Below are 23,038 nucleotides of genomic sequence, written 5' to 3'. Positions count from 1 at the left end.
CATATGTGGGAGAGATATCAATTCAATATTAATTGATCGGTACTGGGTTGTCTGAAAGTGAACGCAGGTAAGCGATCAGGTCAGCGCGTGGCTTGTCTTTCTTCAGACCAGCGTAGCCCATGGATGTACCAGAAACATGTTTCTTAGGTGCTTTGATGAACTCGTTGAGCTGCTCAAAGGACCACTCAGGATTGTTTGCCGCAAATTCCTGCATCGCTGAGGAATAAGAGAAGCCATCATGAGATGCAGGTGCGCGACCTACAACACCCCAGAGACCCGGGCCAACTTTGTTTTTTCCACCCTGATCGAAGGTGTGACAAGCTGCACATTTTTTAGCTTGTTTCGCACCAGCATCCGCAGAAGCAGTGGTGAGCAGCTCTTCAATTGAGACAACCTTGACTTCTTCCGCAGCTTCATCACCTGCGCCGTTGTCGGCACCAGCGACTTCAATCTCAAAACCGCGTTTCTCGTTTCCATGAGGCGCAAAGATGACTTCCGTCAAAACATTCAGGCCCATGAATACAACCAAGGCGAACAGAATTGCGCCGGCAATTTTGTTCAGTTCAAACGAATTCATAGCTCACACGCTCCGAATATTTGGTTAGGCTAGCCTTCATGCAGCAGGCACGGCACCTAACTCGATATGTGTATTTTGCTGGGAAACTACAGTTATTTTCGGGCACTTGTCCATAATTTAATTAGTGTTTTTCCTAGGTCTTTTGCAGTGATGTGGACCACAGGTTGATGTTTGAGAGCTCAAAAAACCAAGGAACACAACAACTCTCGCCGGTCAGCAGTTTAAAATGGCTATAAACTACTGATTTATTCGAGGATATCCCGCTCAGGCCAATTCAGATTGCAGTGAAGGCGCAGAACAACCAATTTACCTGAACTCAAGAGAATGCGACAAAATATCACACCAGAGCGCTTTTAGATCTGGGGATTTCATTGCAGAGCACTCAACAGGACCGTAAACGCGTTCATTCTTGAGGTCTTTTCACCTTAAGTTTCGCCTCTGAGTATTATTAAGGTTTGCAATCCCTCACATCTAGGGCAATTTGTGCGAGGGGCTTTTTCGCGATTGTTGGCGAAGCCTCAAATGTATCAGGTTTCTAAATTGCCGTGAGTATAGTGATGTCAGATCAGCGCAAAGTCGTGTTTCAAGGAGAAGTGGGAGCTAACTCCCATATGGCGTGCAACGCCGTTTACCCAGAGTACCAAGCTATCCCTTGCGCGACTTTTGAAGACTGCTTCCACGCGATCGAGACCGGAGAAGCAGAACTTGGCATGATCCCGATCGAAAATTCGGTTGCAGGACGCGTTGCAGACATTCACCACCTGCTTCCTCGCAGCAATCTGCACATCATCGGCGAATACTTCATGCCGATTCGGTTTCAGCTGATGGGCATCAAAGGCACCAAGCTGGAAGAGCTGAAGAGTGTTCAAAGCCATATCATGGGGCTTGGACAATGCCGAAACTTCATTCGCGATCATAACCTTAAGCCGATTATTGGCGCTGACACAGCTGGATCCGCACGCCAGGTTGTTGAAGGTGGCGACAAAACAATCGGGGCCTTTGCTCCAGAGCTTGCAGCTGATGTTTATGGTCTGGATATCCTCGCACGTGATTGTGAAGACGCTGCCCATAACACGACCCGTTTCGTGATCCTCTCTCGCGAGAAAAAACAGACTGCGAACACTGGCCAACCGATCATCACGACCTTCATTTTCCGTGTTCGAAACGTTTCTGCTGCTCTTTACAAAGGGTTAGGCGGTTTCGCGACCAACAACGTCAACATGACGAAGCTGGAATCCTATCAGCTTGAAGGTCAGTTTTTCGCGTCCATGTTTTACGCAGATATTGAAGGACACCCAGAAGAACCCAACGTAGCCCTTGCACTTGAGGAGCTGGCGTTTTATTCGACTGAACTGAATATTCTTGGGGTGTACAACGCTAGCCCGTTCCGCGAAAAAATTCGGGAACCTGAGGCTAACCGTGCTTTGCGTCCTACACCAGGGAAATAACAGTTGTAGGCCTTGCTCCAACGGTGAGTCACCTATGTATCGTTCCGGGCGCTTGTGATCCGGGCTAGTTACAAGGACTTTACATGTCTGAATTCAAGTTTGATGCATTGTGCATCGGCAATGCAATCACTGACGTCTTCTCTCATGTAGAAGATAGCTTTCTCGTTGAGCAGTCTTTGGTAAAGGGCTCCATGCGCCTGGTCGATACAGACGAAGCGCTGCGCCTCTATGACCTGATGGGTCAAACAACGCGCATCTCCGGTGGCAGTGCAGGCAATACTGCTGCTGGTATCGCTTCGCTTGGTGGTGCGCCTGCCTTTATCGGCAAAGTCGCAGCTGATGAAGTTGGGGACGTTTATCGCCATGACATGAACAGCATTGGTGCCCACTTCAACACAGGCCCGCTGCGGGATGATCTTGCATCTGGCCGCTCCATGATCCTGATCACCCCGGACGGTGAGCGGACCATGAACACCTATCTGGGTGCAGCGACCAAGCTGACTGCGTTTGATATCGACCGCGACGTGGTTGCCAATTCTGCGATCACCTACATGGAAGGTTACCTCTGGGACGAAGAAGCGGCGAAAAATGCGTTTCTTGAAGCTTCCAAGGTTGCCCATGAAGCAGGGCAGCTGGTGTCGCTTTCATTGTCAGACAGTTTCTGCGTTGATCGTTTCCGGGATGAGTTCCTGGAGCTGATCCGCGAAGACAAAGTCGACATTCTGTTTGCCAATGAGCATGAGCTCAAAGCGCTCTACCAGACCTCTGACATTGAAACTGCGATTGCGATGGTGCGCGAGGATTGCACACTGACCGCGCTGACATTGGGCTCAGAAGGCGCTATGGCGATTTCTCGCGAGGAAACTGTACATGTGCCAGCTTCCGCTATTATTGGCGGTGTGCGTGACCTGACAGGCGCTGGAGACCTGTTTGCGTCTGGCTTCCTCTTTGGTCTGGCGCGTGATTTCAGCCTGAGCGATTGTGCCGAGCTGGGTTGCCTTTGTGCTGGTGAAGTTATCAGCCACGTTGGTGCGCGCCCTGAAAAGCCGCTTAATCAGATTGCAGAGCAGACTGGCTTCACGCTCAAGGTCTAGCCCTTTATTTTCATGCGTATTCTTATCTGAAAACCGGAACCACTTTTCGGGAATACGCTCGAGCGAATTGCAAATTTTAATTCAGGCGGCTTGCGGGCCGCCTTTTTTATTTGCTGATCTGCTGAATATCTTCTGCGCTGTTTATCTGAAAGAAGAGCGGCTGTGCGGTGCCGATGTGCATGCGCTCGGTCTCTTTTTGATTAAGCTTGCAGATCTTAGAGATCAGTCCCCGGATTGTATTTCTGTGCGAGGAGATGATGACGTTTTTTCCATTCATCAGCTGAGGCAGAACACGGTGCTTGAACACACCATGGGCTCTGTTGGCCGTCATCTCCACACTTTCACCACCGGGTGGCACAGCGTGCAATGAATGGCGCCATTGGTGCACTTGCTCCACGCCGTGTTCCTGAACTGCGCTTTCGATAGGAAGGCCTGTGAGATCACCGTAGGCCCTTTCATTGAAGAGCTTGTCCTCAATGACATGCAGATGAGATTGCTCAGCTTCTTCAAGGATGAGATCCAGTGTTTTGCGGGCGCGCCTAAGGCCTGATGAATAGGCCAGATCGAACTGGATTGCCTGAGAGTTGAGAGTACGACCTGCGTTTCGGGCTTCATCGATGCCCTTGGCACTCAGCTCAGGATTGGCCTGTCCTGAGAAAACCTTCAGCGCATTCCATTCGCTTTGCCCGTGGCGCACCAACACCAACAATCCCATAAAACACGCCTCTCAGATCTTCTTTGTGTGCGTGTCTTATATAGGTTCAATTGCAGCTCTAAACCCGACTTTCGTTAAAACATCCAATGATGATTTCAGGCCGGCTCCAGAATGTTGGTGGGCAGGCCGTCCAGGCTTGTGGCGTTGTGCTTGCGCCAGTAGTTCTCCAACTCGTCACGATCCATCGTCTCGTAGTAGGGCAGGAATTCTTTTTCAACGCGCGTATCAACCAAATCCATGCGCGGGACTGTTGAGCCGCATGAGGTCTGAATGAGTTCGATATCAAGGTCGAAGATTTGTCTGCACCCCGGCAGGTCGGGGAACTGAGCGACCAGTTTGGCCCAGTCCTCATCTCTTGGATGAATGACCTTTGCCGTTCCGAACACCCGAAGCGTGAGGCGCTGCTCGCCAAACGAACAGAACATGAGCGTCATGCGGCCATCATCTTGCACGTGGGTGGCTGTCTCATTGCCAATACCGGTCAGGTTCAGCCAGATGATGCGCTCGTCACTTAAAACTCTGAGCGTATCCATGCCTTTGGGGGACAGGTTGATGTGCCCTGTGGCAGCAGCTGTTGCGACGAAGAACATTGATTGCTCTTCGATGTGCTGACGAAATCTGCGGTTCAGTTTTTTGGCTACGATCATCGGCTTTCTGATGCCTTTTCAGGAGCGACTAGTCGGCGACTGCATATTGGGTGTTGATGCGGCGCTGTTCGCTGGCGTAGCTGCCAGAACGTCCGCCATTGCGTTTGTCGTAACTTCTTGCCCAGGCCTGCCAGAACTCTTGGGAGCTGCCGTCCATCTCGGTGATTTCCGGTTGGACAATCGGTGTTTTCGGCAAGATCGTGTTGGGCAATTGTAAAACCTGCAACAAAGGCCGGTGGCGTGGGAAGCTGATTGGGACGTCCTGTTTGCGCAGCTTTATATTGATGAACAGCGGTGAACAGAACCAGCTGGAGTCAATCATCGCTTCAAAGCAATCATAGCCTGCATTGGACGGCAGGTTGATTGGGCCGCGGACCCAATGGCACTGGCCTTCATCACCGATCAGGCTGTAGCCAGCGCCGATCTGAACGATGTCACCTTCAGGGAACACATCCAGAAATGGGGGGTAGTAGTCCTCTAGCCCTTCCGGACAGGAGTTTTGGTAGTCTTCCACGAAGTCTGTAAGATACAACCGATCCAGCAGGGTCCACTCGCCGTCGGCGCCAAGCCGATAGAGGACCTCAGATCCGGTCCACATCAGATAAAAATCTACTGGCGGGTAAACATAGTAGCCCTGACGAGAAGCAGTAAGGAGGGGTTCACAATACTTCATTGCCCGGGCTGGCATCATGCCAAGGTTCGTTCCATCTGCCTTAACAACGTCCGGGGCAGATTTGACCATTCTTACAAACTTCACAGGAATTCCCTCGCAGATAAAACACTCTGCAAAAATGAAGCGAGGCAGCCTAAACTGCCTCACACATTAAATTATTTTGGTTTTTTCTCTTCATCTTTTGGAGCAAGACCACCATTCAACTTTGCTGGCTTTGCTTGAGCAGATGCTGGGCGACCGTCGTTTGCTACTGAAAACTTCATAGGTTGTCCTCTCAATTAATATATTAATGCGGTCATACATTTTCTGTATGCATGGAGAGGCTTGCATCGAATCTTACGTAGCGCAAGGCAAATAATAATGACGCATGCATTATCTATTATTGATAATTTTAAGTGTATTTAATTTCACATACTTAGTATTTTAACAAAGACTATTTGTGTGAATAATATTTATATTTTTACAATTCTAATTCAGCCATTCCAGAGCAACTCAACTCAGCCAAATAAAAAAGCGACCCGAAGAGCCGCTTTTTATGATTCTGAATTTTGAGGGTGGCTTAAACTTCTGCCAGGTCCTCAACAGAAAGAACCTTACCTTCTTCATCAAGGCGATAAACAACAGGCTTGCCTGTGCCGAGCTCGCGCTTGAGGATTTCTTCAGGTGAAAGTCCTTCAAGTTCCATGATGAGGGAACGCAGGGAGTTGCCGTGTGCAGCAACAATCACGCGATTACCTTCGAGAACTTTAGGAAGAATGTCAGAACGGTAGTAAGGCAGGGTGCGCTCTGCAGTCATCTTCAGGCTTTCACCGCCTGGAGGAGGAACGTCGAAAGAACGACGCCAGATGTGAACCTGCTCTTCACCAAATTTTTGACGAGCTTCGTCTTTGTTCATGCCGGTGATGTCACCGTAGTCACGCTCGTTCAGAGCCTGATCTTTTGATGTTGGTAGGTCTTCCTGACCAAGCTCACCAAGGATCAGCTTAAGAGTGTGTTGAGCGCGCAGCAGGTCAGAAGTGAACGCCAGATCAAATGTCAGGTTCATTTCTTTGAGTTTTTTACCAGCTGTTGTTGCTTCTTCAACACCCTGTTCTGTCAGGTCTGGGTTTTTCCAGCCGGTGAACAGGTTTTTCAAATTCCATTCGCTTTGTCCGTGACGGACGAGAACCAAAAGGCGTTCCATTAAGCTCTCCTAAGGAGGTTATGTTTGCTTGAAAACAGTTGTCTTGGAAGGACTGTTTCAAGTCTCATTTCACATGTCTTGCTCATCGCTCATCAGAGCACGTCGCGTTCATGTACGTTTGCGCATCGCGCTCCAACATCTTTGTTGGAGCGAAGTCTTGTCATTTGATTGGACCCAATCAAACAGAACACGCTCTAGCAAGCATGCATTGTGTGTCACTCATCATTCAGGCCGAGAACATCAGCCATTGAGTACAGGCCCGGTTGCTGATTGTGCGCCCAGAGGGCTGCTTTCACGGCACCGCGAGCAAACAGTTGTCTATCCGTTGCGATATGTGAGAGATCTATACGCTCTCCCTCGCTCGCAAACATCACCGTATGTTCACCTACGACAGATCCACCCCGCAATGTTGCAAAGCCGATGTCGCCTCTTTTCCGTTCACCCGTAATGCCGTCTCGTGTGCGAACACTATGGGTTTCAAGATCAATTCCCCGGCCTTCAGCAGCCGCCTCACCCAACAGCAATGCTGTTCCTGATGGGGCATCAACTTTATGCCGATGATGCATTTCCAGGACTTCGATATCGAAATCTTCATCCAGAGCTGCAGCGGCCTTTTTAATGAGGCATGCGAGCAGGTTAACACCTAGGCTCATATTGCCTGATTTTACAATGCGGGCTGATGTCGCGGCGTGAGCAAGTTCGGTAGATTGGGCAGACGTCATTCCCGTTGTGCCGATAATGTGCGCAATAGAATGACGCGCTGCAGCTTCTGCAAATTCAACCGTTGCCTCTGGCACGGTGAAGTCCAGCACGCCATCAGCATCAGCAAATGCAGCCTCAAGATCATCGGTGATTGCAACGCCGAGTTTACTGCATTCTGCGAGTTCGCCAGCATCTGTGCCAAGAAACTGGGAGTGTTTGCGCTCGATCGCGGCTGACACCACAACCCCGTCCATTTCGGTCACTGTGCGTACCAGCGCACGCCCCATTCGGCCTGCTGCACCTACAACAACCAGTCGCATGTCACTCATCACGTCCCCCAAGCCTACGAAAGCCCCTCAAATTATAGTGTGGAGGGGTATAGCAGGCGCACTAAAGAGTTTCAAACTCATATGGCAGTTGGTGTCCCAGAGTTTGCTCTGTCTCGCGCAGCTGGTTCTCGTTTTATGCATGTTCGCAGACAGCCTGACGTGCGTAAAAATCTGAAAAAACTTATCCCCCTGCCCTCAAGCCCGCTTATTCTCAGTGCTGTGCTCACGTATTCGGGCAGCTGGTGGACCGTCCATCAGTGCGGCGTGGGCTGGGCGGAGCTACCGGGTGAAGTAACGCATCACCCGGCGGGTTCGTTGAAACACCCCTTGAAAGTCTTTAGTGCAGGGACCAAGCGGAAGCTGGTCACCCGATGGGCGTCTACACTGGCAGGCGTTTAGCTATCACCGACAATCACACCTGTCTCTGGCAAGTGTGTGCATCGTTGACAGTGCCTGCTCCCAATGCCTTTCGGAGGAGATCTTGTTTCATACAAAAACGCCCGGGCAAGGCGAGCAGCCAATGCCGAAGAAACTAATTTACTCACAATGCGCAGGCACTGCCTGCTCGCCTTGCTCACTCCCGAACTTTCGGGGTTCAACTCAACACCGCCGGCAAAGCCGCGCGGTGCTAAAATCGCTCCAGCTATGAGGAATTCTCAAGTCCACCTGAATAGAAACCCGCGTGAAACTCATATTCTTGCGCTAAGATAGCAGATAGCTTACTCAGAGTACGGTGTGTTCACACCATGCACGCATCAGACTCTAAATCTTTGTTTTAACGCGTACTCCTGCTCGAAAACCAAGATCTGTTTTCGAGAATGCGCTCTCATCTTTACAGAACTTAAAAATGCAGCAGGGTTGCGTTTTCACGCGTTTCCGAGACCCAGGCAGCTGCTCCCGCAAGGGGATACTATTATGGATAATATTCGCGGCAGCGCCTGGATGGTGCTTGCAATGCTGGGGTTTGCCATTGAAGATACGCTGCTCAAGACGGCGACGGCTTCAGTACCCGTTGGGCAAACACTGATGTTGTTTGGTATCGGCGGCACATTCGGCTTTTTGCTATTGACCTGGAGACGCGGTGAACGGGCTTTTACACCGGAAGCGTTGAAGGCGACACTTTACACGCGTGCGGTTTTTGAAATTACGGGGCGGCTGTTTTTCCTGCTGTCATTGGCACTGAACACACTTTCCAGCACCTCTGCTATTCTTCAGGCCACTCCAATTACAGTCACTCTGGGCGCTGCCGTGTTGTTTGGGGAGCGCGTGAACTGGCAGCGGTGGCTTGCGATCCTGATCGGGTTCATCGGCGTGCTGATGATCATCCAACCAAGTTCAGAGAGCTTTCAGGTGACTTCAATCCTCGCCATCATCGGCATGATCGGCTTTGCTGGTCGTGACCTGGCAACACGAGCGGCTCCTCCAGCCCTTTCCAACATGCAGCTTGGTGTTTACGGCTTTGCGGTGCTTATCCCAACTGGTGCAGCTTACTCATTCTGGTCTGGCGGATTTGTCTGGCCGGATCTCTTCAGCGGATTGGTCATCGCTGCGGGCACTCTTGTCGGCATTGGCGCTTATTATTCGCTCACTGTTGCCATGCGCACCGGGTTGGTGTCCGTCGTCACCCCTTTCCGATATTCCCGATTGCTTTTCGGCCTCCTGCTTGGGTTCCTGATTTTTGATGAGACCGCAGACGCTATGACACTGGCAGGCTCCGCGATTATCGTATTGAGCGGGCTGTATATTCTGGCAGGTCATTCACGACTTAAAGCGCAGACCTCTAAGGAGTTGAGGGAGCGAGCTTAAAACGAAAAAAAGGCCGATCCATTTCTGGACCGGCCTTTTTGAACTTAGCTAGGAAAGCTTAGTCTTTTGCAGGAGCTGGAGCAGCTTCTTCGCGAGGAATTTCCTTGCCAGTTTCCTGATCGACAACTTTCATGGAAAGGCGAACTTTACCGCGCTCATCAAAGCCCATCAGCTTAACGAAGACTTTGTCGCCTTCTTTAATCACGTCAGTTACTTTCGCAACTTTGCGTGGAGCCAGCTGGGAGATGTGAACCAGACCGTCGCGTGCGCCGAAGAAGTTTACGAATGCACCGAAGTCAACAGTCTTAACAACTGTGCCTTCGTAGATTACGCCAACTTCTGGCTCAGCAGCGATGGAGTTGATCCAGTTGAGAGCAGCTTTAATCGCTTTACCGTCAGAAGAAGCCACCTTAACGGTGCCGTCGTCTTCGATGTTCACTTTCGCGCCGGTCTTTTCAACGATCTCGCGGATAACTTTACCGCCAGAACCGATCACTTCACGGATCTTATCTACTGGGATCTTGATCACTTCGATGCGTGGAGCATGCTCACCCAGCTCAGAACGAGCTTCGGTGATTGCATTTGCCATTTCGTCGAGGATGTGAACGCGACCACCTTTAGCCTGCTCCAGAGCAACAGTCATGATCTCTTCGGTAATACCGTCGATCTTGATGTCCATCTGCAGCGCAGTGATGCCGTTTGCAGTACCTGCAACTTTAAAGTCCATATCGCCGAGGTGATCTTCGTCGCCAAGGATATCGGAGAGAACTGCGAAGCGCTCGCCTTCCTTGATGAGACCCATTGCGATACCAGCCACAGGAGCCTTCAGAGGAACACCAGCGTCCATCAGGGACAGGGATGCACCACAAACGGAAGCCATGGAGGAAGAACCATTGGACTCAGTGATTTCGGAAACAACACGCAGGGTGTATGGGAAATCATGGTGTGCAGGCAGCATTGGGTTAACAGCGCGCCATGCCAGTTTACCGTGACCGATTTCACGACGTCCTGGGGAACCCATGCGACCAGCTTCACCTACAGAGTATGGAGGGAAGTTATAGTGCAGCATGAATGCAGACTTGGTGGTGCCTTCGAGCTTGTCAACGAACTGCTCGTCTTCACCTGTACCCAGTGTTGCAACAACCATTGCCTGAGTTTCACCGCGTGTGAACAGGGCAGAACCGTGTGCACGTGGCAGCATGCCAACTTCAGAAACGATAGAGCGAACAGTGGAAAGATCACGGCCATCGATACGGGAACCAGTATCCAGGATACGGCCACGAACGATTGCAGCTTCAGCTTTCTTGAACAGGTCAGAGATGACAGTCGCTTCAGGAGCGCCTTCTTCACCGGTTACAAGAGCTTCAACAACTTTCGCCTTCACAGCATCAACAGCGTTTTTACGCTCTGTTTTAACAGTGATGGAGTAAGCAGCGCCGAGTTCTTCAGCAGCCAGTTCCTGAACTTTTCCGAACAGCTCAGAATGATCTGGCAGGTTCAGTTCACGTGGCTCTTTAGCAGCTTTTTCAGCAAGCTGGATGATAGCGTCGATCACTGGCTGGAAGCCTTTGTGACCAAACATCACAGCGCCGAGCATTACTTCTTCGGTCAGTTCCTGAGCTTCGGACTCAACCATCAGAACAGCGTCGTTGGTACCTGCAACAATCAGGTCCAGATCGGTTTCTTCCATCTGGTCAACTGTTGGGTTCAGAACGTATTCGCCGTTGATGTAACCAACACGAGCGCCACCGATTGGGCCCATGAATGGAACGCCGGAGATGGTGAGTGCTGCGGATGCACCAACCATTGCCAGAATGTCTGGAGCGTTCTCGAGGTCATGAGACAGAACAGTGAGAACAACCTGAGTTTCGTTCTTGTAACCATCTACGAACAACGGACGGATCGGACGGTCAATCAGACGGGATGTCAGGGTCTCGTGCTCGGAAGGACGGCCTTCGCGCTTGAAGAAGCCACCTGGAATGCGGCCAGCAGCGTATGCCTTTTCCTGATAATTTACGGTAAGTGGGAAGAAATCCTGACCTGGCTTTGCGGTCTTCGCAGACACGACTGTCGCGAGAACTTTTGTCTCGCCGTATGTTGCGATGACTGCGCCGTCTGCCTGACGGGCAACCTTGCCGGTTTCAAGGATGAGCGGACGTCCGCCCCAATCTACTTCCACGCGATGTATATCAAACATATCTTTATCCTAACGTTCGCCTCAGTGCCTGATGGTCGTCATCAAACTTGAGGCTGTCATTTGCCGGCAATGCGCGCACCAACTCCTTGAGTACCAAGGGCGCGATGCCTTTTCAGGTCGAACGATTGCAGGCAAGACAGCGAGAAGCTTTTGTTTGATTGTGCGTACCTTTGACCAAAAACCGGTCTCCACTTTTGGGAGATACGCTGTAAGCTTCTGGCAATCCTGCCAGGTCTTCATTCGCCTGCGTTCATTCTGGAAGAGAACGATCTGATCCAGAATATACCTCTCGCAATTTCCCGAAATACCTTGGAAATAGGAGAGGGTAAGGAAAACGCGGCGAGCTTTCGCTGCCGCGCTTTGAATTCTTCGTCTTAGCGACGAATGCCCAGACGCTCGATCAGGGACTGGTAACGAGCAACGTCTTTACCCTTAACGTAGTCAAGGAGCTTACGACGAAGTGCAACCATTTTAAGAAGACCACGACGTGAGTGGTTGTCTTTCTTATGACCCTTGAAGTGGTCAGTCAGAACTGTAATGCGGTGCGTAAGGATAGCAACCTGTACTTCCGGAGAGCCAGTGTCGCCTTCTTTGATCGCAAATTCTTTGATCAGTTCAGCTTTTTTTTCAGGCGTAATCGACATCGATTTTTCCTTATCTAATGGCAGTCATACTGCCTCTTATTAAATGCCCAAAAGGCATGCGCTCTTTTACAGAGCTATGTATTGAGCTCGGGCCGTGCCAAGATGTCGTCTAGCAGGGTCAGGCCAACACATAATAACCGGGTAAGCAGTAGCTTCCCAGCGGCGGGACTATGACTGAAAAACTATCAAAAAACCAGAAGAATCTTAAGAGGCTTGCAGCCATAAATCCCAGTAGAACAGTTTGCCTTTCAGCGATTGCGCCCCGCGATGATTTACATTCACGTGTGGCGCTCCACTTTCAGAAAGGCTTCAGAGATTGAAAACTCGCTTTGGCTTGAACTGACCTTTTGAGACTTCACCAAAAGCAATCAGCTTGCCTCCAGAAACCACATAGATTTCCTCGGGCCCAATCGGTGCATTCGCACCACGTAGTAAAACAGGATTACCACGCTTTACCTTCGCAGCAGCATCAGAGGTGATTGGCACCTCTGCAAACTGGTGGAGTGCGACCTCAACTGGCTTGATGTGTCCGATCAGTTCTGAATTTTCGTGAGGGTCGAGAACTGGTGGTTCTTCCCCTTCTTCAACTTCTACCGCCATAGTTTCTTTAGCAGCACGAAGTTCATCCAGGGTAACCATCTGCTCTTCACCGAAGGGTCCTACCAGCAACCGGCGCAAGTCAGTGACATAGCCACATGTACCAAGGCGCTCACCAAGGTCACGGGCCAGTGAGCGAACATAGGTTCCCTTGCCGCATTCAGCTTCAAAAACCGCACGGTTTACATCTGGACACTCGACCAGATCCAAGCGATGCACCACAATCTTACGTGCATCCAGCTTTACGTCTTCGCCTTCCCGGGCAAGATCGTAAGCGCGGTTCCCGTCAACTTTGATTGCGGAGAAAATTGGTGGAACCTGCTCAATGGCACCACGGAACTCAGGCAGAACCTCGAGGATCTCATCTTGCGTTGGGCGCACATCGGAGGTCTTGACCGGTTCGCCTTCAGCATCATCAGAGGTGGTTTGCGTGCCCCAGGTCACCTCAAAGCGGTAAACCTTGCGTCCATCCATGATGTATGGAACTGTTTTGGTGGCCTCACCAAAAGCGATAGGCAGACAGCCGGTCGCAAGCGGATCAAGCGTTCCCGCATGTCCGACTTTTTCAGGATGAAAAATCCTCTTCAACTGCCCCAATGCATCATTAGAGGTCAGGTTTAGAGGTTTATCCAACACAAGCCATCCGTTTACAGGGAAACGGGGTCTACGTCGCTGCTGTTTGCGCGCCATACTTCTCAGCTCTTAATTCTTTGCATGCGTTGCGCTTCTGAGCGCGTACTCTGGTCTGAAACCCACGACTTCTTCTTTGGCAATCTGCTCTGTAAAGCTTAGTCGCGGTCATCACCTTGATCATCATCGTCATCGATGCCGCCATCAGCAAAGTCCTTGCGGATGCTAGGCTCATGCAGCAGTCGAGTAATCAGATCATCATCATCAAAACGCGTATCGGCTACAAAACGTAGATCACAAGTATATTTCATTGTGACGCGTCGAGCGACCTGCCCACGAAGGTACTTCGCGTTGCGTTTAAGTGCAGTGAGGACAACATCAATATCGCGACCACCCATAGGCATGACGAGAACGTCAGCCCATCTCAGATCAGGCGACATGCGTACTTCCGGGACCGTGATAATAACACCATCGAGGTCCGGATCGGTGATCCGACCACGTGTCAGAATGTCTGACAGTTCCTTGCGGACAATCTCACCTACACGCAACTGGCGCTGAGACGGCTGACCTGCAAATTCATCGCGTGCTTTTGCCATTTTTATCTCTCAATTTGCTTTGAGTTTGGAACAACAGAGCGCCGACGGGGATAAATCCGCGCCGGCGCTGCTGAATGTTCATTTCGCTCGTTTAGCTCTTCACTCTGTTAGAGGGAGCGAGCGATCTCTTCTACCTGGAAGCACTCGATGACATCACCGACGCGCATATCCTTGTAGTTTGTGAAGTTCATGCCGCATTCAACACCGGATTCAACTTCTTTGACTTCGTCTTTGAAGCGCTTAAGTGTACCCAGCTCACCTTCGTGAATGACGACGTTGTCACGCAGCAAGCGAACCTGTGCGCCACGCTGAACGACACCTTCGGTGACCAGACAACCTGCAACACGACCGATTTTGGTGATGTTGAAAATTTCTTTGATGTCTGCGTAACCGAGGAAGGTTTCGCGACGTTCTGGAGCAAGCATGCCAGACATAGTGGACTTCACATCATCGATGAGGTCGTAAATCACGCTGTAGTAGCGGATTTCGACGCCTTCGCGACGTGCAGCTTCCTGAGCCTGTTTGTTTGCACGAACGTTGAACGCCATGATTGGTGCTTTGGACGCAATCGCCAGAGTGATGTCGCTCTCGGTGATACCACCAACGGAAGCTGCCACAACACGTGCGCCGACTTCGTCGTTGCCAAGTTCTTCAAGCGCACCCTGGATTGCTTCGGCGGAACCCTGCACATCGGATTTGATGATGAGCGGGAATTCTTTTTTGCCTTCTTCTTGCAAGCCCTTCATCATCGCTTCCAGAGAACCACGAGACCCAGCAATACGTGCTGCCATCTTGTCGCGCTTCTGGCGGTGACGATATTCGGAAATCTCGCGAGCACGGCCTTCGTTTTCTACAACTGCAACCATGTCACCAGCGGATGGTGTCGCCTGGAAGCCAAGAACTTCAACCGGTTTGGAAGGACCAGCTTCCTTAACTGGCTTGCCATTCTCATCAAGCATCGCACGAACACGACCCCATTCGGAACCAGCAATGACAACATCACCAACCCGGAGTGTACCCTTCTGAACCAGAACAGTAGCAACTGGACCGCGACCTACGTCAAGCTTAGCTTCGATAACGGTACCTTCAGCGGCACGGTTAGGGTTAGCTTTCAGCTCAAGAACCTCAGCCTGCAGCAGGATCATTTCGATCAGCTTATCTAGGTTAGTGCCTTCTTTAGCAGAGACCTCAACATCGATAACGTCACCACCCATGGTTTCTACAACCAGATCTTCACGAAGAAGGTCGTTGCGAACGCGGGAAGGGTCAGCGCCTGGCTTATCCATTTTGTTGATCGCGATGATGAGCGGAACGCCAGCAGCTTTTGCGTGAACAATAGCTTCTTTGGTTTGTGGCATCACACCATCATCAGCAGCAACCACGAGGATCACAACATCAGTGGACTTAGCACCACGAGCACGCATCTGAGTAAACGCTGCGTGACCAGGGGTATCGATGAAGGTGACCTTCTGGCCATTCTGCTCGACCTGGTATGCACCGATATGCTGTGTAATGCCGCCAGCTTCACCGGAAGCAACGTTTTCCTTGCGGAGCGCATCGAGAAGGGACGTCTTACCATGATCAACGTGACCCATGATTGTAACAACCGGTGGACGGTTGGACAGATCAGTGTCGTTGTCTTCAACGGTGAAGAGACCTTCTTCCACGTCAGCTTCAGACACACGTTTTACGGTGTGACCCATCTCTGCGGCGATCAGTTCAGCGGAATCAGCATCGATCACGTCGTTGATTTTCATCATCTGGCCCTGCTTCATCAGCAGCTTGATGACGTCAACAGCACGTTCAGACATACGCTGAGCAAGGTCCTGAATGGTGATCACTTCCGGAAGCACAACTTCACGCGCTACCTTCTCACGAACAACCTTTTGACCCTTACGTTTTTCTTTCTCACGACGACGGCGCATGGATGCCAGTGAACGATTACGACTTTCATCACCACCAGTGGCGCGGGTAATCGTTAGTTTTGACTTACGGCGGTCATCGTTGCCTTTAGGTGTTGGCTTAGCAGCCACAACAGGCTTTTTAGGACGTAGCGCAGGCTTTAGAGCCTTTTTGCTCACTTCCTTACCAGTTTCCATGCTTTCTGCCGGAGCTGCAGAAATTCCACCTGGACGCCCGCCACCTGGACGAGGACCATTCAGGTTTGGCGGCTTGCCATCACGCATTGGTGGACGACCACCACGATCACCACCTGGACGAGGACCACGATCACCTGCTGGGCGTGGACCACGGTCACCTGCCGGGCGTGGACCACGGTCACCTGCCGGGCGTGGACCACGATCACCTGCCGGGCGTGGACCACGATCACCTGCTGGGCGAGGACCACGGTCGCCACCTGGACGAGGGCCACGATCGCCACTGCGCTGAGGGCGATCACCAGAACGTGCCGGACGCTCTTCGCGCTGTGCCGGCTTTGGAGCTTCAGCAGCTTTTGCAGCCGCTTCAGCTTCACGCTTCGCTTTCGCTTCAGCTTCGGCCTTAGCACGTACAGCAGCTTCTTCAGCTTCACGCTTAGCGCGAGCTTCGTCTTCTACACGTTGTTTTTCTGCTTCTACAGCGCGCTGTGCAGCCAAGATTTCCTGACGCTTTGCTTCTTCAGCGCGGCGTTTAGCATCTTCGACTTCGCGAACCTTAGCCATTTTAAGTGCTGCGAGACGTGCGTCTGCTTCACCCTTGGTCAAGGTTTTCAGAACGGCACCACCGCCCTGACCGCCACCACCACCGCGACGCTGACCGCCACGCTGATTGTTATTGTTGTTACGGTTGCCACCGCGACCGCCGCCTTCACCGCGCTTCTGAGCATCACCCGCACCACGGCGAGCTTGCTGAGGACCGCGCTCTTGCTGCTGTCCCTGACGCTTTTCCGGGCGTGACTGGGAGGCTGCAGGAGTTGAAGAGGAAGCTGCAGCAGGTGCAGGTGCCGCGGAGCCTTCTTGGCCCGGCACAACTACACGGCGCTTCTTCTTTTCCACGACGACTGCCTTGGAGCGGCCGTGGGAGAAGCTCTGCTTAACAGTGCCCTTCTCAACACTGCCTCCGCGTTTGAGGCCCAGCGTTTTCTTTTCCCCGCCGGTGGGATTGTCGTGGTTGTCTTTGGTATCGCTCATATTGCCTTCAGTCCTGCGCCACTGCACCCTTTGTACCGTCGTCGTCAGCCATGACAGAAACTTCCCGGAATTGCGCAAGGCGTTGCGCGTGCTTCACGAAGTTTCTGCCTGCCTCGCCGGCCAGCAGTACAGCATGTATAACGTTATCCCGATCCAGATGCGTACTCATCTGTTCCGAGTTAAACAGGCGGATCACGCTGAGACGATCCACCTTGCCAAATCTAGAAGCGGCTAGGGCCGCCAACTTACGCACACCATCTTCAGAGGCTTCAGTGGCGTGCACCAGAGCAAGAACACTCTCCTTTTTGAGAGCTGCCTCGACTTTCGAAAAGCCAACATGTAGGTTGCCAGCTTTTCGGCTCATGGACAGTGCGCCCAGAGCTGCCTGCTCCAGCAGTTTGTCGGTGTGGTCGGCCAAACCGTCTTCAGCGTTTACCTGCTCCTTAAAGCCTCTCGAGAAAGCGCGCCTTTTTATCGCTTCCTGCAAAACAGACTTCTTTGCCGACACCCAAACCCCACGTCCCGGGAGGGTGCCTTTCACATCAACTACAACAGTTTTGTCAGGAGCCATAACGAATCTGAGAAGGTCTGTCACCGGTAGAACTTCACGCGTGACCGCGCAGGTTCGTTCTGTCGGCTCATTTTTTCTCGGCACTTCGTATTCCCAACCCTACTATTGTTGTTATTTTTCATTCAGTTACGGGGATGTAGAAACCCGCAGCCTTATGCTGCAACTTCAACACACCCCCGTATAAAACTTTTTTCTGCAGTCAAGCGGCTACAGATTATTCAGAGGACTGCTCGCCTTTTGCGTCTTCTGCACCGCTCTCTTGCGCCAATTCCTCGTCGGCGTCAACCACAGTCTCTTCAAATGTTTCGCCTTCGAAGTCTTCTTCTTCGACTTCCAGCTCTTCTTCAGAGACTTCCACAAGGTCTTCCGCAGAGATCCATCCAGCAGCAACACGTGCTGACATCACGACAGCTTCCGCATCAGCACGAGACAGATCGAAACTGCTCAGAGTACCTTCCACGCGAATGGTTTCTTTATCCTTGCGTTCCGTCCAGCCAACAAGGTCGTCAGCTGCACAGCCTGCGAGGTCTTCCATGGTTTTGATTTCGTCTTTACCCAATGCAACAAGCATTGCGGATGTAAGACCTGGGACCTGAACCAGCTCATCGGAAACACCAAGCTGACGACGCTCTTCTGCGAGTTTTGCTTCCTGCTCTTCCAGGTACTCACGTGCACGAGCTTGGATTTCGTCGGCTGTTTCTTCGTCGAAGCCTTCAATGGACGAGATTTCGTCGAGGTCAACGTACGCGACTTCTTCTACAGAAGTAAAGCCTTCTGATGCGAGAAGCTGAGAAACCATCTCGTCAACATTCAAGGTATTCTGGAAGAGATCGGAACGAACCTGGAATTCCTTCTGACGACGCTCGGATTCTTCCGCTTCTGTCATAATGTCGATGCCCCAGCCGGTGAGCTGAGAAGCAAGACGTACGTTCTGGCCGCGGCGACCAATTGCCAAGGACAGCTGATCGTTAGGAACAACAACTTCGATGCGCTCGGAGTCTTCGTCGAGAACAACCTTAGCAACTTCAGCAGGCTGAAGTGCATTTACGATGAAGGTTGCCGCATCATCATTCCAAGGAATGATGTCGATTTTCTCACCCTGAAGCTCACCAACAACAGCCTGAACACGGGAACCACGCATACCAACACACGCGCCAACCGGATCAATAGAACTGTCGTTAGACAGGACTGCGATCTTAGCGCGGGAGCCTGGATCACGGGCAACAGCCTTGATCTCGATAACGCCGTCATAGATTTCCGGCACTTCCTGCGCGAACAGTTTTGCCATGAACTGAGGGTGTGTACGAGACAGGAAGACCTGTGGACCACGCTGTTCGCGGCGCACATCAAAGATCAGCGCACGAATACGATCACCATTGCGGAAGATTTCGCGCGGGATCAGTTCGTCACGGCGAACGATTGCTTCACCCTTACCGGTGTCGACAACAACATTGCCATATTCAACGCGCTTCACAACAGCGTTGAGCACTTCACCAATACGGTCTTTAAACTCATCGTACTGCTGATCACGCTCAGCTTCACGGACCTTCTGAACGATGACCTGCTTAGCGGACTGAGCAGCAATACGTCCAAAGTCGAGCGGCGGCAATGGATCTGCCATGAAATCGCCGACTGTTGCATCCGGGTTGCGCTCCTGCGCATCAACCAGAGCAATTTCAGTTGAGATGTTCTCGACAACATCAACGACCTGCAGCAAACGCTGAAGGCGGATTTCACCGGTTTTCGGATTAATCTCGGCACGAACTTCAGTCTCGGTGCCATAACGGGAGCGAGCGGCTTTTTGGATTGCATCCTCAAGAGCAGCAATCACAATGCTACGGTCGATCGACTTTTCGCGGGCGACCGCTTCAGCGATCTGCAGCAGCTCCAAACGGTTTGCGCTGATAGCCATTCCTCGTCAACTCCTTCCACGCCCTGCCTTCCTTCACACCAGCAGGAACATCAAAACAAAAGGGTGGCTCTTTAAAACCGGAACCGCCCATAACCCATTGCGCAACAAGAACAGCTAATCAGTGATTGAGGTAACTGTCGTCGTCCGTAGGCTCCCCACGGGCTGCTTTTGCGGCTTTATCGGCTTTCAATGCCGCATCGACCAGTTCATCAGTCAAAACCAATACGGCTGACCCAATCTCATCCAACGGAAGACGAGCTGCCTCATCCTGACCTTCCTGTACATCGGTCATTCTGATAAGTGCGCATCCATCTTCCACACCGATGATGTGTCCACGATATCTCTTACGCCCAGCTTGCGGCACAGACATTTCGATTTTCGCAACATGTCCGACCCAGCGTTCGAAGTCGCCTGCGCGAACGAGCGGGCGGTCAATACCTGGAGATGAAATTTCGAGATGGTAGGCACCAGAGATTGGATCGTCCACATCCAGCGCCGGGGAAACTGCGTGGCTGATTTCTTCACAATCTTCAACAGCCATCGTCCCGTCCGGGCGCTCTGCCATGATTTGAAGGGTGCAGCCATTGTTTCCGTTTACACGGATGCGCACCAGCCGATAGCCCAGATCAGCAACGACCGGCTCGACAATTTCAGCTACGCGGGCTTCTAGGCCCTTTTCCTTTATAATCCGGGGATCGGTTTCGTCCACTTGGTACCTATCGTCTTAATGCAAAGACATGCTTAGTGTCTTTGGCAGTTATTTCGGATACCTGAATTTCGACAGTCAGGCATCACTACCGACTTAGCTAATAAAAAAGAGCGGGTCCTTTCGGGGCCCACTCCTCAATGCTCTTAACTGAGCCGATAGAGAACTCTTGCTCTGCAATATAGTCATTTGACCACTGTATGCAACAGAAAATCAAAGATGAACGCAGACAAAAGCGAGTCCCCTTTAGGTTTTCGTCTCTTGAACCCGTAAAAATGTCAGGTAACGGCCAATTCTACCTTCACGGTGTGCCTTGCATTCGTACCGCGTACCTGGCCAATTGTTCCATGGTGTACGCCAGTCAGAAGCACATTCGGCACTCCACTCAAAAGCCGGGTGCCTGCGACAATGGGACAGCGTCCAATCCACATAGGTGTCGATATCGCTGGCAAATCGATATTCACAGCCCGGCTTTAGAGCACGTGCAATGCGCGTCAGATTGATCTGGTTCACAAAGCGACGCTTCCAATGCTTCTTCTTTGGCCATGGATCTGGGTAAAGCTGATAAGCCATATCCAATGATGCAGCCGGAAGCCAGTCGAGCAACTTACCCGCGTCATCATCAAACAAGCGGATATTCTTGAGACCATGTTCTTCAATGCTGGAGACAGCCTTGATAATGCCAGAGCTAAACGGCTCACACCCGATAAATCCGATTTCAGGATTTTCTCTGGCGCGATGAATTAGGTGCTCAGATCCCCCAAAGCCAATTTCAAGACAAACGCTTTTTACTGGGACGGGGAATAACTCTGCCAGATTTTCTGGAGGTGTTTGTGTCAGGTCCAACGCCACTTGTGGCATAACATCCTGAAGCAACTGCGATTGTCGCGGACTTGCTGGCTTTCCGACGCGGCGGCCGAAAAAAGAGCCTTTGTAGTGATCTACCATCGTTCTCATAAACACAAGCTGGCCAGAGGTTGCCCCGGCCAGCTGTTCATTCTCTAGCGTTAGAGGTTAAGCGTAGGCTTTCTCTACAGCATCGCGTAGGTTATGGACAAGGTCGATTTTCTCCCAAGAGAAACCACCATCACCTTCAGCTTCGCGGCCAAAGTGGCCGTAGGCTGCTGTACGTGCGTAGATTGGCTTGTTCAAATTGAGGTGCTCGCGAATGCCGCGCGGGGTCAAGCTCATGACTTCACGGATTGCAGCTTCAACGCGCTCGCCTTCAACACGGCCTGTACCATGCAGATTGACGAAGACAGATTGCGGTTCAGCGATACCAATTGCATAAGCCAGCTGAATGGTGCACTTGTCTGCTAAATCAGCGGCCACAACGTTTTTCGCGAGATAGCGAGCAGCGTATGCGGCAGAGCGGTCAACCTTGGTTGGGTCTTTACCCGAGAACGCACCGCCACCGTGTGGAGCAGCGCCGCCGTATGTATCCACGATGATCTTACGACCTGTGAGACCACAGTCGCCATCAGGACCACCGATCACGAACTTGCCGGTTGGGTTGATGTGCCAGATGGTGTTGCTGGTCACCCAGTCACCCGGCAGTGCTGCGCGGATGTAAGGTTCGACAACAGCACGCACATCGTCAGAGGTCATGGTTTCATCCAGATGCTGAGTGGACAGCACGATGGATGTTGCCTCTACCGGCTTACCATCCTCATAGCGAATGGAAACCTGGCTCTTCGCATCTGGGCCGAGCATCGGCTCGTTGCCAGATTTGCGAGCATCTGCCAGCAAACGCAGGATCTTATGGGAGTATAAGATTGGAGCAGGCATCAGCTCTTCAGTTTCGCGACATGCATAACCAAACATAATGCCCTGATCGCCGGCGCCTTCGTCCTTATTGTCAGCAGCGTCTACGCCCTGAGCAATATCAGCGGACTGGCCATGCAAAAGAACCTGAACATCCAGGTCTTTCCAATTAAAGCCGGCTTGCTCATACCCGATATCCTTTACAGCAAGGCGGGCAATGTGAGCCAAATATTCTTTTGTGAGAGAGGCCGGGCCGCGGGTCTCACCTGCAATAACAAGCTTATTTGTTGTTGCAAGCGTTTCACACGCTACACGGGCTTCTGGCATTTCCTTTAGAAATGCGTCTACGATCGTATCTGAAACGCGATCGCAGACTTTGTCGGGATGGCCTTCTGAAACCGATTCCGACGTGAACACGTAGTTCTGACGAGCCATTGGCAAACGTCCTTCTGGGAAGAAAAATATAATTGAAGCGACGGCATATCCGTCGCTTCTGGTGTTACATCAAACAAGGAATGTCGATTACGTCAAGAGATTTAGATCAAAATTGCCGGAGAATTGCGAAATTTTACGGATCACAAACTTAATCTTCATCCCCAGCAAGACTCTTGACGAGCTCTACAACCTTTTTGCGAACTTTCGGGTTTTCTATGCGAACGAAAGCCTTATTGAGAGCTAAACCATCAGAAGATGACAAAAAGTCGACGACGTATGTGGTTTGTGGATTATCACCAACACCAGGCGTCTCATCCGGGGTTCCCGGAGCATCTTCGAAGAAAAAGGCGACAGGCACTTTCAGAATGGTCGCAATGTGCTGCAAGCGGCTTGCACCAATCCGGTTGGTCCCTTTTTCATACTTCTGGATTTGCTGGAATGTAATACCAAGGCTTTCGCCAAGTTTTTCCTGACTCATGCCAAGCATCATGCGGCGCAAACGTACACGGCTGCCGACATGAATATCGATAGGGTTTGGTGCTTTTTTGCTGGGCATTATCAAAGGCCCTCTTCTTTGGTTTTTTACGGTGCCTTACCGTGGGTTTTTATTTAAACGAGAGCGCATTTCAGCAACTCTCGCAAGAACGCAATTCATCAAACCTGCATTTCGACTATTGCCAAAAC

At 51.5% G+C, this 23,038-nt stretch carries 21 protein-coding genes; 4 read left to right on the top strand and 17 right to left on the bottom strand.

The window, feature by feature from the left end:
• Nucleotides 1-28 precede the first annotated feature (28 nt).
• Nucleotides 29-577, bottom strand: a complete 549-nt coding sequence (locus PsAD13_RS02675; protein WP_063294296.1) for a cytochrome c family protein — start codon at nt 575-577, stop codon at nt 29-31.
• Nucleotides 578-1,134: 557 nt separating this feature from the next.
• Between PsAD13_RS02675 and PsAD13_RS02670 the strand changes: the two genes are divergently transcribed.
• Nucleotides 1,135-2,025 (top strand): prephenate dehydratase, encoded by an 891-nt coding sequence (locus PsAD13_RS02670; protein ID WP_057463058.1) that lies wholly within the window; start codon nt 1,135-1,137, stop codon nt 2,023-2,025.
• 83 nt (nt 2,026-2,108) lie between these two features.
• The gene (locus PsAD13_RS02665) at nt 2,109-3,119 is read left to right on the top strand and encodes an adenosine kinase (protein WP_063302631.1); all 1,011 of its coding nucleotides are present in this window, start codon (nt 2,109-2,111) and stop codon (nt 3,117-3,119) included.
• 106 nt (nt 3,120-3,225) lie between these two features.
• On the opposite strand, the gene PsAD13_RS02660 is transcribed toward PsAD13_RS02665, so the two are convergent.
• The 5 genes from PsAD13_RS02660 to dapB form a co-directional block, all read right to left on the bottom strand.
• On the bottom strand, nt 3,226-3,834 hold the full coding sequence (locus tag PsAD13_RS02660; protein WP_063317204.1) for a 2,3-bisphosphoglycerate-dependent phosphoglycerate mutase: 609 nt from the start codon (nt 3,832-3,834) through the stop codon (nt 3,226-3,228).
• Nucleotides 3,835-3,929: 95 nt separating this feature from the next.
• Complete coding sequence (locus PsAD13_RS02655) at nt 3,930-4,481, bottom strand: pyridoxamine 5'-phosphate oxidase family protein (protein WP_063302629.1); 552 nt, start codon at nt 4,479-4,481, stop codon at nt 3,930-3,932.
• A gap of 28 nt (nt 4,482-4,509) precedes the next feature.
• Nucleotides 4,510-5,223 carry a hypothetical protein gene (locus PsAD13_RS02650; protein ID WP_063302628.1) on the bottom strand — a complete coding sequence of 238 codons (714 nt, stop codon included), beginning with the start codon at nt 5,221-5,223 and terminating at the stop codon, nt 4,510-4,512.
• 490 nt (nt 5,224-5,713) lie between these two features.
• The gene (locus tag PsAD13_RS02645) at nt 5,714-6,337 is read right to left on the bottom strand and encodes a 2,3-bisphosphoglycerate-dependent phosphoglycerate mutase (protein ID WP_057463063.1); all 624 of its coding nucleotides are present in this window, start codon (nt 6,335-6,337) and stop codon (nt 5,714-5,716) included.
• 215 nt (nt 6,338-6,552) lie between these two features.
• Nucleotides 6,553-7,368, bottom strand: coding sequence for a 4-hydroxy-tetrahydrodipicolinate reductase (gene dapB / locus PsAD13_RS02640; RefSeq protein ID WP_063317203.1), 816 nt, complete (start codon nt 7,366-7,368; stop codon nt 6,553-6,555).
• A gap of 81 nt (nt 7,369-7,449) precedes the next feature.
• On the opposite strand from dapB, the gene PsAD13_RS02635 reads away from it, so the two are divergent.
• Both PsAD13_RS02635 and PsAD13_RS02630 read left to right on the top strand, forming a co-directional pair.
• The gene (locus tag PsAD13_RS02635) at nt 7,450-7,767 is read left to right on the top strand and encodes a hypothetical protein (protein ID WP_063317202.1); all 318 of its coding nucleotides are present in this window, start codon (nt 7,450-7,452) and stop codon (nt 7,765-7,767) included.
• A 516-nt stretch (nt 7,768-8,283) separates the two neighbouring features.
• Nucleotides 8,284-9,174, top strand: coding sequence for a DMT family transporter (locus PsAD13_RS02630; RefSeq protein ID WP_063317201.1), 891 nt, complete (start codon nt 8,284-8,286; stop codon nt 9,172-9,174).
• Nucleotides 9,175-9,232: 58 nt separating this feature from the next.
• Here the strand turns inward: PsAD13_RS02630 and pnp are convergent, their stop codons facing one another.
• The 11 genes from pnp to PsAD13_RS02575 all read right to left on the bottom strand — a co-directional run bounded on the left by pnp (nt 9,233) and on the right by PsAD13_RS02575 (nt 22,913).
• Nucleotides 9,233-11,371, bottom strand: coding sequence for a polyribonucleotide nucleotidyltransferase (gene pnp, locus PsAD13_RS02625; RefSeq protein ID WP_063317200.1), 2,139 nt, complete (start codon nt 11,369-11,371; stop codon nt 9,233-9,235).
• A gap of 374 nt (nt 11,372-11,745) precedes the next feature.
• Entirely contained in the window at nt 11,746-12,015 is a 270-nt protein-coding gene (rpsO, locus tag PsAD13_RS02620; RefSeq protein WP_057463067.1) for a 30S ribosomal protein S15, read from the bottom strand.
• 309 nt (nt 12,016-12,324) lie between these two features.
• Nucleotides 12,325-13,302: a tRNA pseudouridine(55) synthase TruB gene (truB, locus tag PsAD13_RS02615; protein WP_063317199.1), complete on the bottom strand. Its 978-nt coding sequence runs from the start codon at nt 13,300-13,302 to the stop codon at nt 12,325-12,327.
• A 98-nt stretch (nt 13,303-13,400) separates the two neighbouring features.
• Nucleotides 13,401-13,838: a 30S ribosome-binding factor RbfA gene (rbfA, locus tag PsAD13_RS02610; RefSeq protein ID WP_063317198.1), complete on the bottom strand. Its 438-nt coding sequence runs from the start codon at nt 13,836-13,838 to the stop codon at nt 13,401-13,403.
• A gap of 107 nt (nt 13,839-13,945) precedes the next feature.
• Entirely contained in the window at nt 13,946-16,966 is a 3,021-nt protein-coding gene (gene infB / locus PsAD13_RS02605; RefSeq protein WP_063317197.1) for a translation initiation factor IF-2, read from the bottom strand.
• A gap of 7 nt (nt 16,967-16,973) precedes the next feature.
• Nucleotides 16,974-17,621 carry an RNA-binding protein gene (locus PsAD13_RS02600; protein ID WP_082596804.1) on the bottom strand — a complete coding sequence of 216 codons (648 nt, stop codon included), beginning with the start codon at nt 17,619-17,621 and terminating at the stop codon, nt 16,974-16,976.
• Nucleotides 17,622-17,751: 130 nt separating this feature from the next.
• Nucleotides 17,752-19,449, bottom strand: a complete 1,698-nt coding sequence (gene nusA, locus PsAD13_RS02595; RefSeq protein WP_057463071.1) for a transcription termination factor NusA — start codon at nt 19,447-19,449, stop codon at nt 17,752-17,754.
• Between the two features lie 118 nt (nt 19,450-19,567).
• The gene (gene rimP, locus PsAD13_RS02590) at nt 19,568-20,158 is read right to left on the bottom strand and encodes a ribosome maturation factor RimP (RefSeq protein WP_063294306.1); all 591 of its coding nucleotides are present in this window, start codon (nt 20,156-20,158) and stop codon (nt 19,568-19,570) included.
• Between the two features lie 243 nt (nt 20,159-20,401).
• Nucleotides 20,402-21,103 carry a tRNA (guanosine(46)-N7)-methyltransferase TrmB gene (gene trmB / locus PsAD13_RS02585; RefSeq protein WP_063317196.1) on the bottom strand — a complete coding sequence of 234 codons (702 nt, stop codon included), beginning with the start codon at nt 21,101-21,103 and terminating at the stop codon, nt 20,402-20,404.
• 66 nt (nt 21,104-21,169) lie between these two features.
• Entirely contained in the window at nt 21,170-22,354 is a 1,185-nt protein-coding gene (metK, locus tag PsAD13_RS02580; protein WP_057463073.1) for a methionine adenosyltransferase, read from the bottom strand.
• A 148-nt stretch (nt 22,355-22,502) separates the two neighbouring features.
• Nucleotides 22,503-22,913 (bottom strand): helix-turn-helix domain-containing protein, encoded by a 411-nt coding sequence (locus tag PsAD13_RS02575; RefSeq protein WP_057463247.1) that lies wholly within the window; start codon nt 22,911-22,913, stop codon nt 22,503-22,505.
• Between the last annotated feature and the right edge of the window lie 125 nt (nt 22,914-23,038).

The sequence above is a fragment of the Pseudovibrio sp. Ad13 genome (assembly GCF_001623225.1).
In the GTDB taxonomy this organism is placed as follows: Bacteria; Pseudomonadota; Alphaproteobacteria; order Rhizobiales; family Stappiaceae; genus Pseudovibrio.
Note: the sequence above shows the minus strand (reverse complement) of the source record. Positions and strands in the feature narration are given on the sequence as shown.

Coding starts and splice junctions, on each gene's coding strand:
- PsAD13_RS02675 (WP_063294296.1), bottom strand. CDS start 577: ATGAATTCGTTTGAACTGAACAAAATTGCCGGCGCAATTCTGTTCGCC.
- PsAD13_RS02670 (WP_057463058.1), top strand. CDS start 1,135: ATGTCAGATCAGCGCAAAGTCGTGTTTCAAGGAGAAGTGGGAGCTAAC.
- PsAD13_RS02665 (WP_063302631.1), top strand. CDS start 2,109: ATGTCTGAATTCAAGTTTGATGCATTGTGCATCGGCAATGCAATCACT.
- PsAD13_RS02660 (WP_063317204.1), bottom strand. CDS start 3,834: ATGGGATTGTTGGTGTTGGTGCGCCACGGGCAAAGCGAATGGAATGCG.
- PsAD13_RS02655 (WP_063302629.1), bottom strand. CDS start 4,481: ATGATCGTAGCCAAAAAACTGAACCGCAGATTTCGTCAGCACATCGAA.
- PsAD13_RS02650 (WP_063302628.1), bottom strand. CDS start 5,223: ATGGTCAAATCTGCCCCGGACGTTGTTAAGGCAGATGGAACGAACCTT.
- PsAD13_RS02645 (WP_057463063.1), bottom strand. CDS start 6,337: ATGGAACGCCTTTTGGTTCTCGTCCGTCACGGACAAAGCGAATGGAAT.
- dapB (WP_063317203.1), bottom strand. CDS start 7,368: ATGAGTGACATGCGACTGGTTGTTGTAGGTGCAGCAGGCCGAATGGGG.
- PsAD13_RS02635 (WP_063317202.1), top strand. CDS start 7,450: ATGGCAGTTGGTGTCCCAGAGTTTGCTCTGTCTCGCGCAGCTGGTTCT.
- PsAD13_RS02630 (WP_063317201.1), top strand. CDS start 8,284: ATGGATAATATTCGCGGCAGCGCCTGGATGGTGCTTGCAATGCTGGGG.
- pnp (WP_063317200.1), bottom strand. CDS start 11,371: ATGTTTGATATACATCGCGTGGAAGTAGATTGGGGCGGACGTCCGCTC.
- rpsO (WP_057463067.1), bottom strand. CDS start 12,015: ATGTCGATTACGCCTGAAAAAAAAGCTGAACTGATCAAAGAATTTGCG.
- truB (WP_063317199.1), bottom strand. CDS start 13,302: ATGGCGCGCAAACAGCAGCGACGTAGACCCCGTTTCCCTGTAAACGGA.
- rbfA (WP_063317198.1), bottom strand. CDS start 13,838: ATGGCAAAAGCACGCGATGAATTTGCAGGTCAGCCGTCTCAGCGCCAG.
- infB (WP_063317197.1), bottom strand. CDS start 16,966: ATGAGCGATACCAAAGACAACCACGACAATCCCACCGGCGGGGAAAAG.
- nusA (WP_057463071.1), bottom strand. CDS start 19,449: ATGGCTATCAGCGCAAACCGTTTGGAGCTGCTGCAGATCGCTGAAGCG.
- trmB (WP_063317196.1), bottom strand. CDS start 21,103: ATGGTAGATCACTACAAAGGCTCTTTTTTCGGCCGCCGCGTCGGAAAG.
- metK (WP_057463073.1), bottom strand. CDS start 22,354: ATGGCTCGTCAGAACTACGTGTTCACGTCGGAATCGGTTTCAGAAGGC.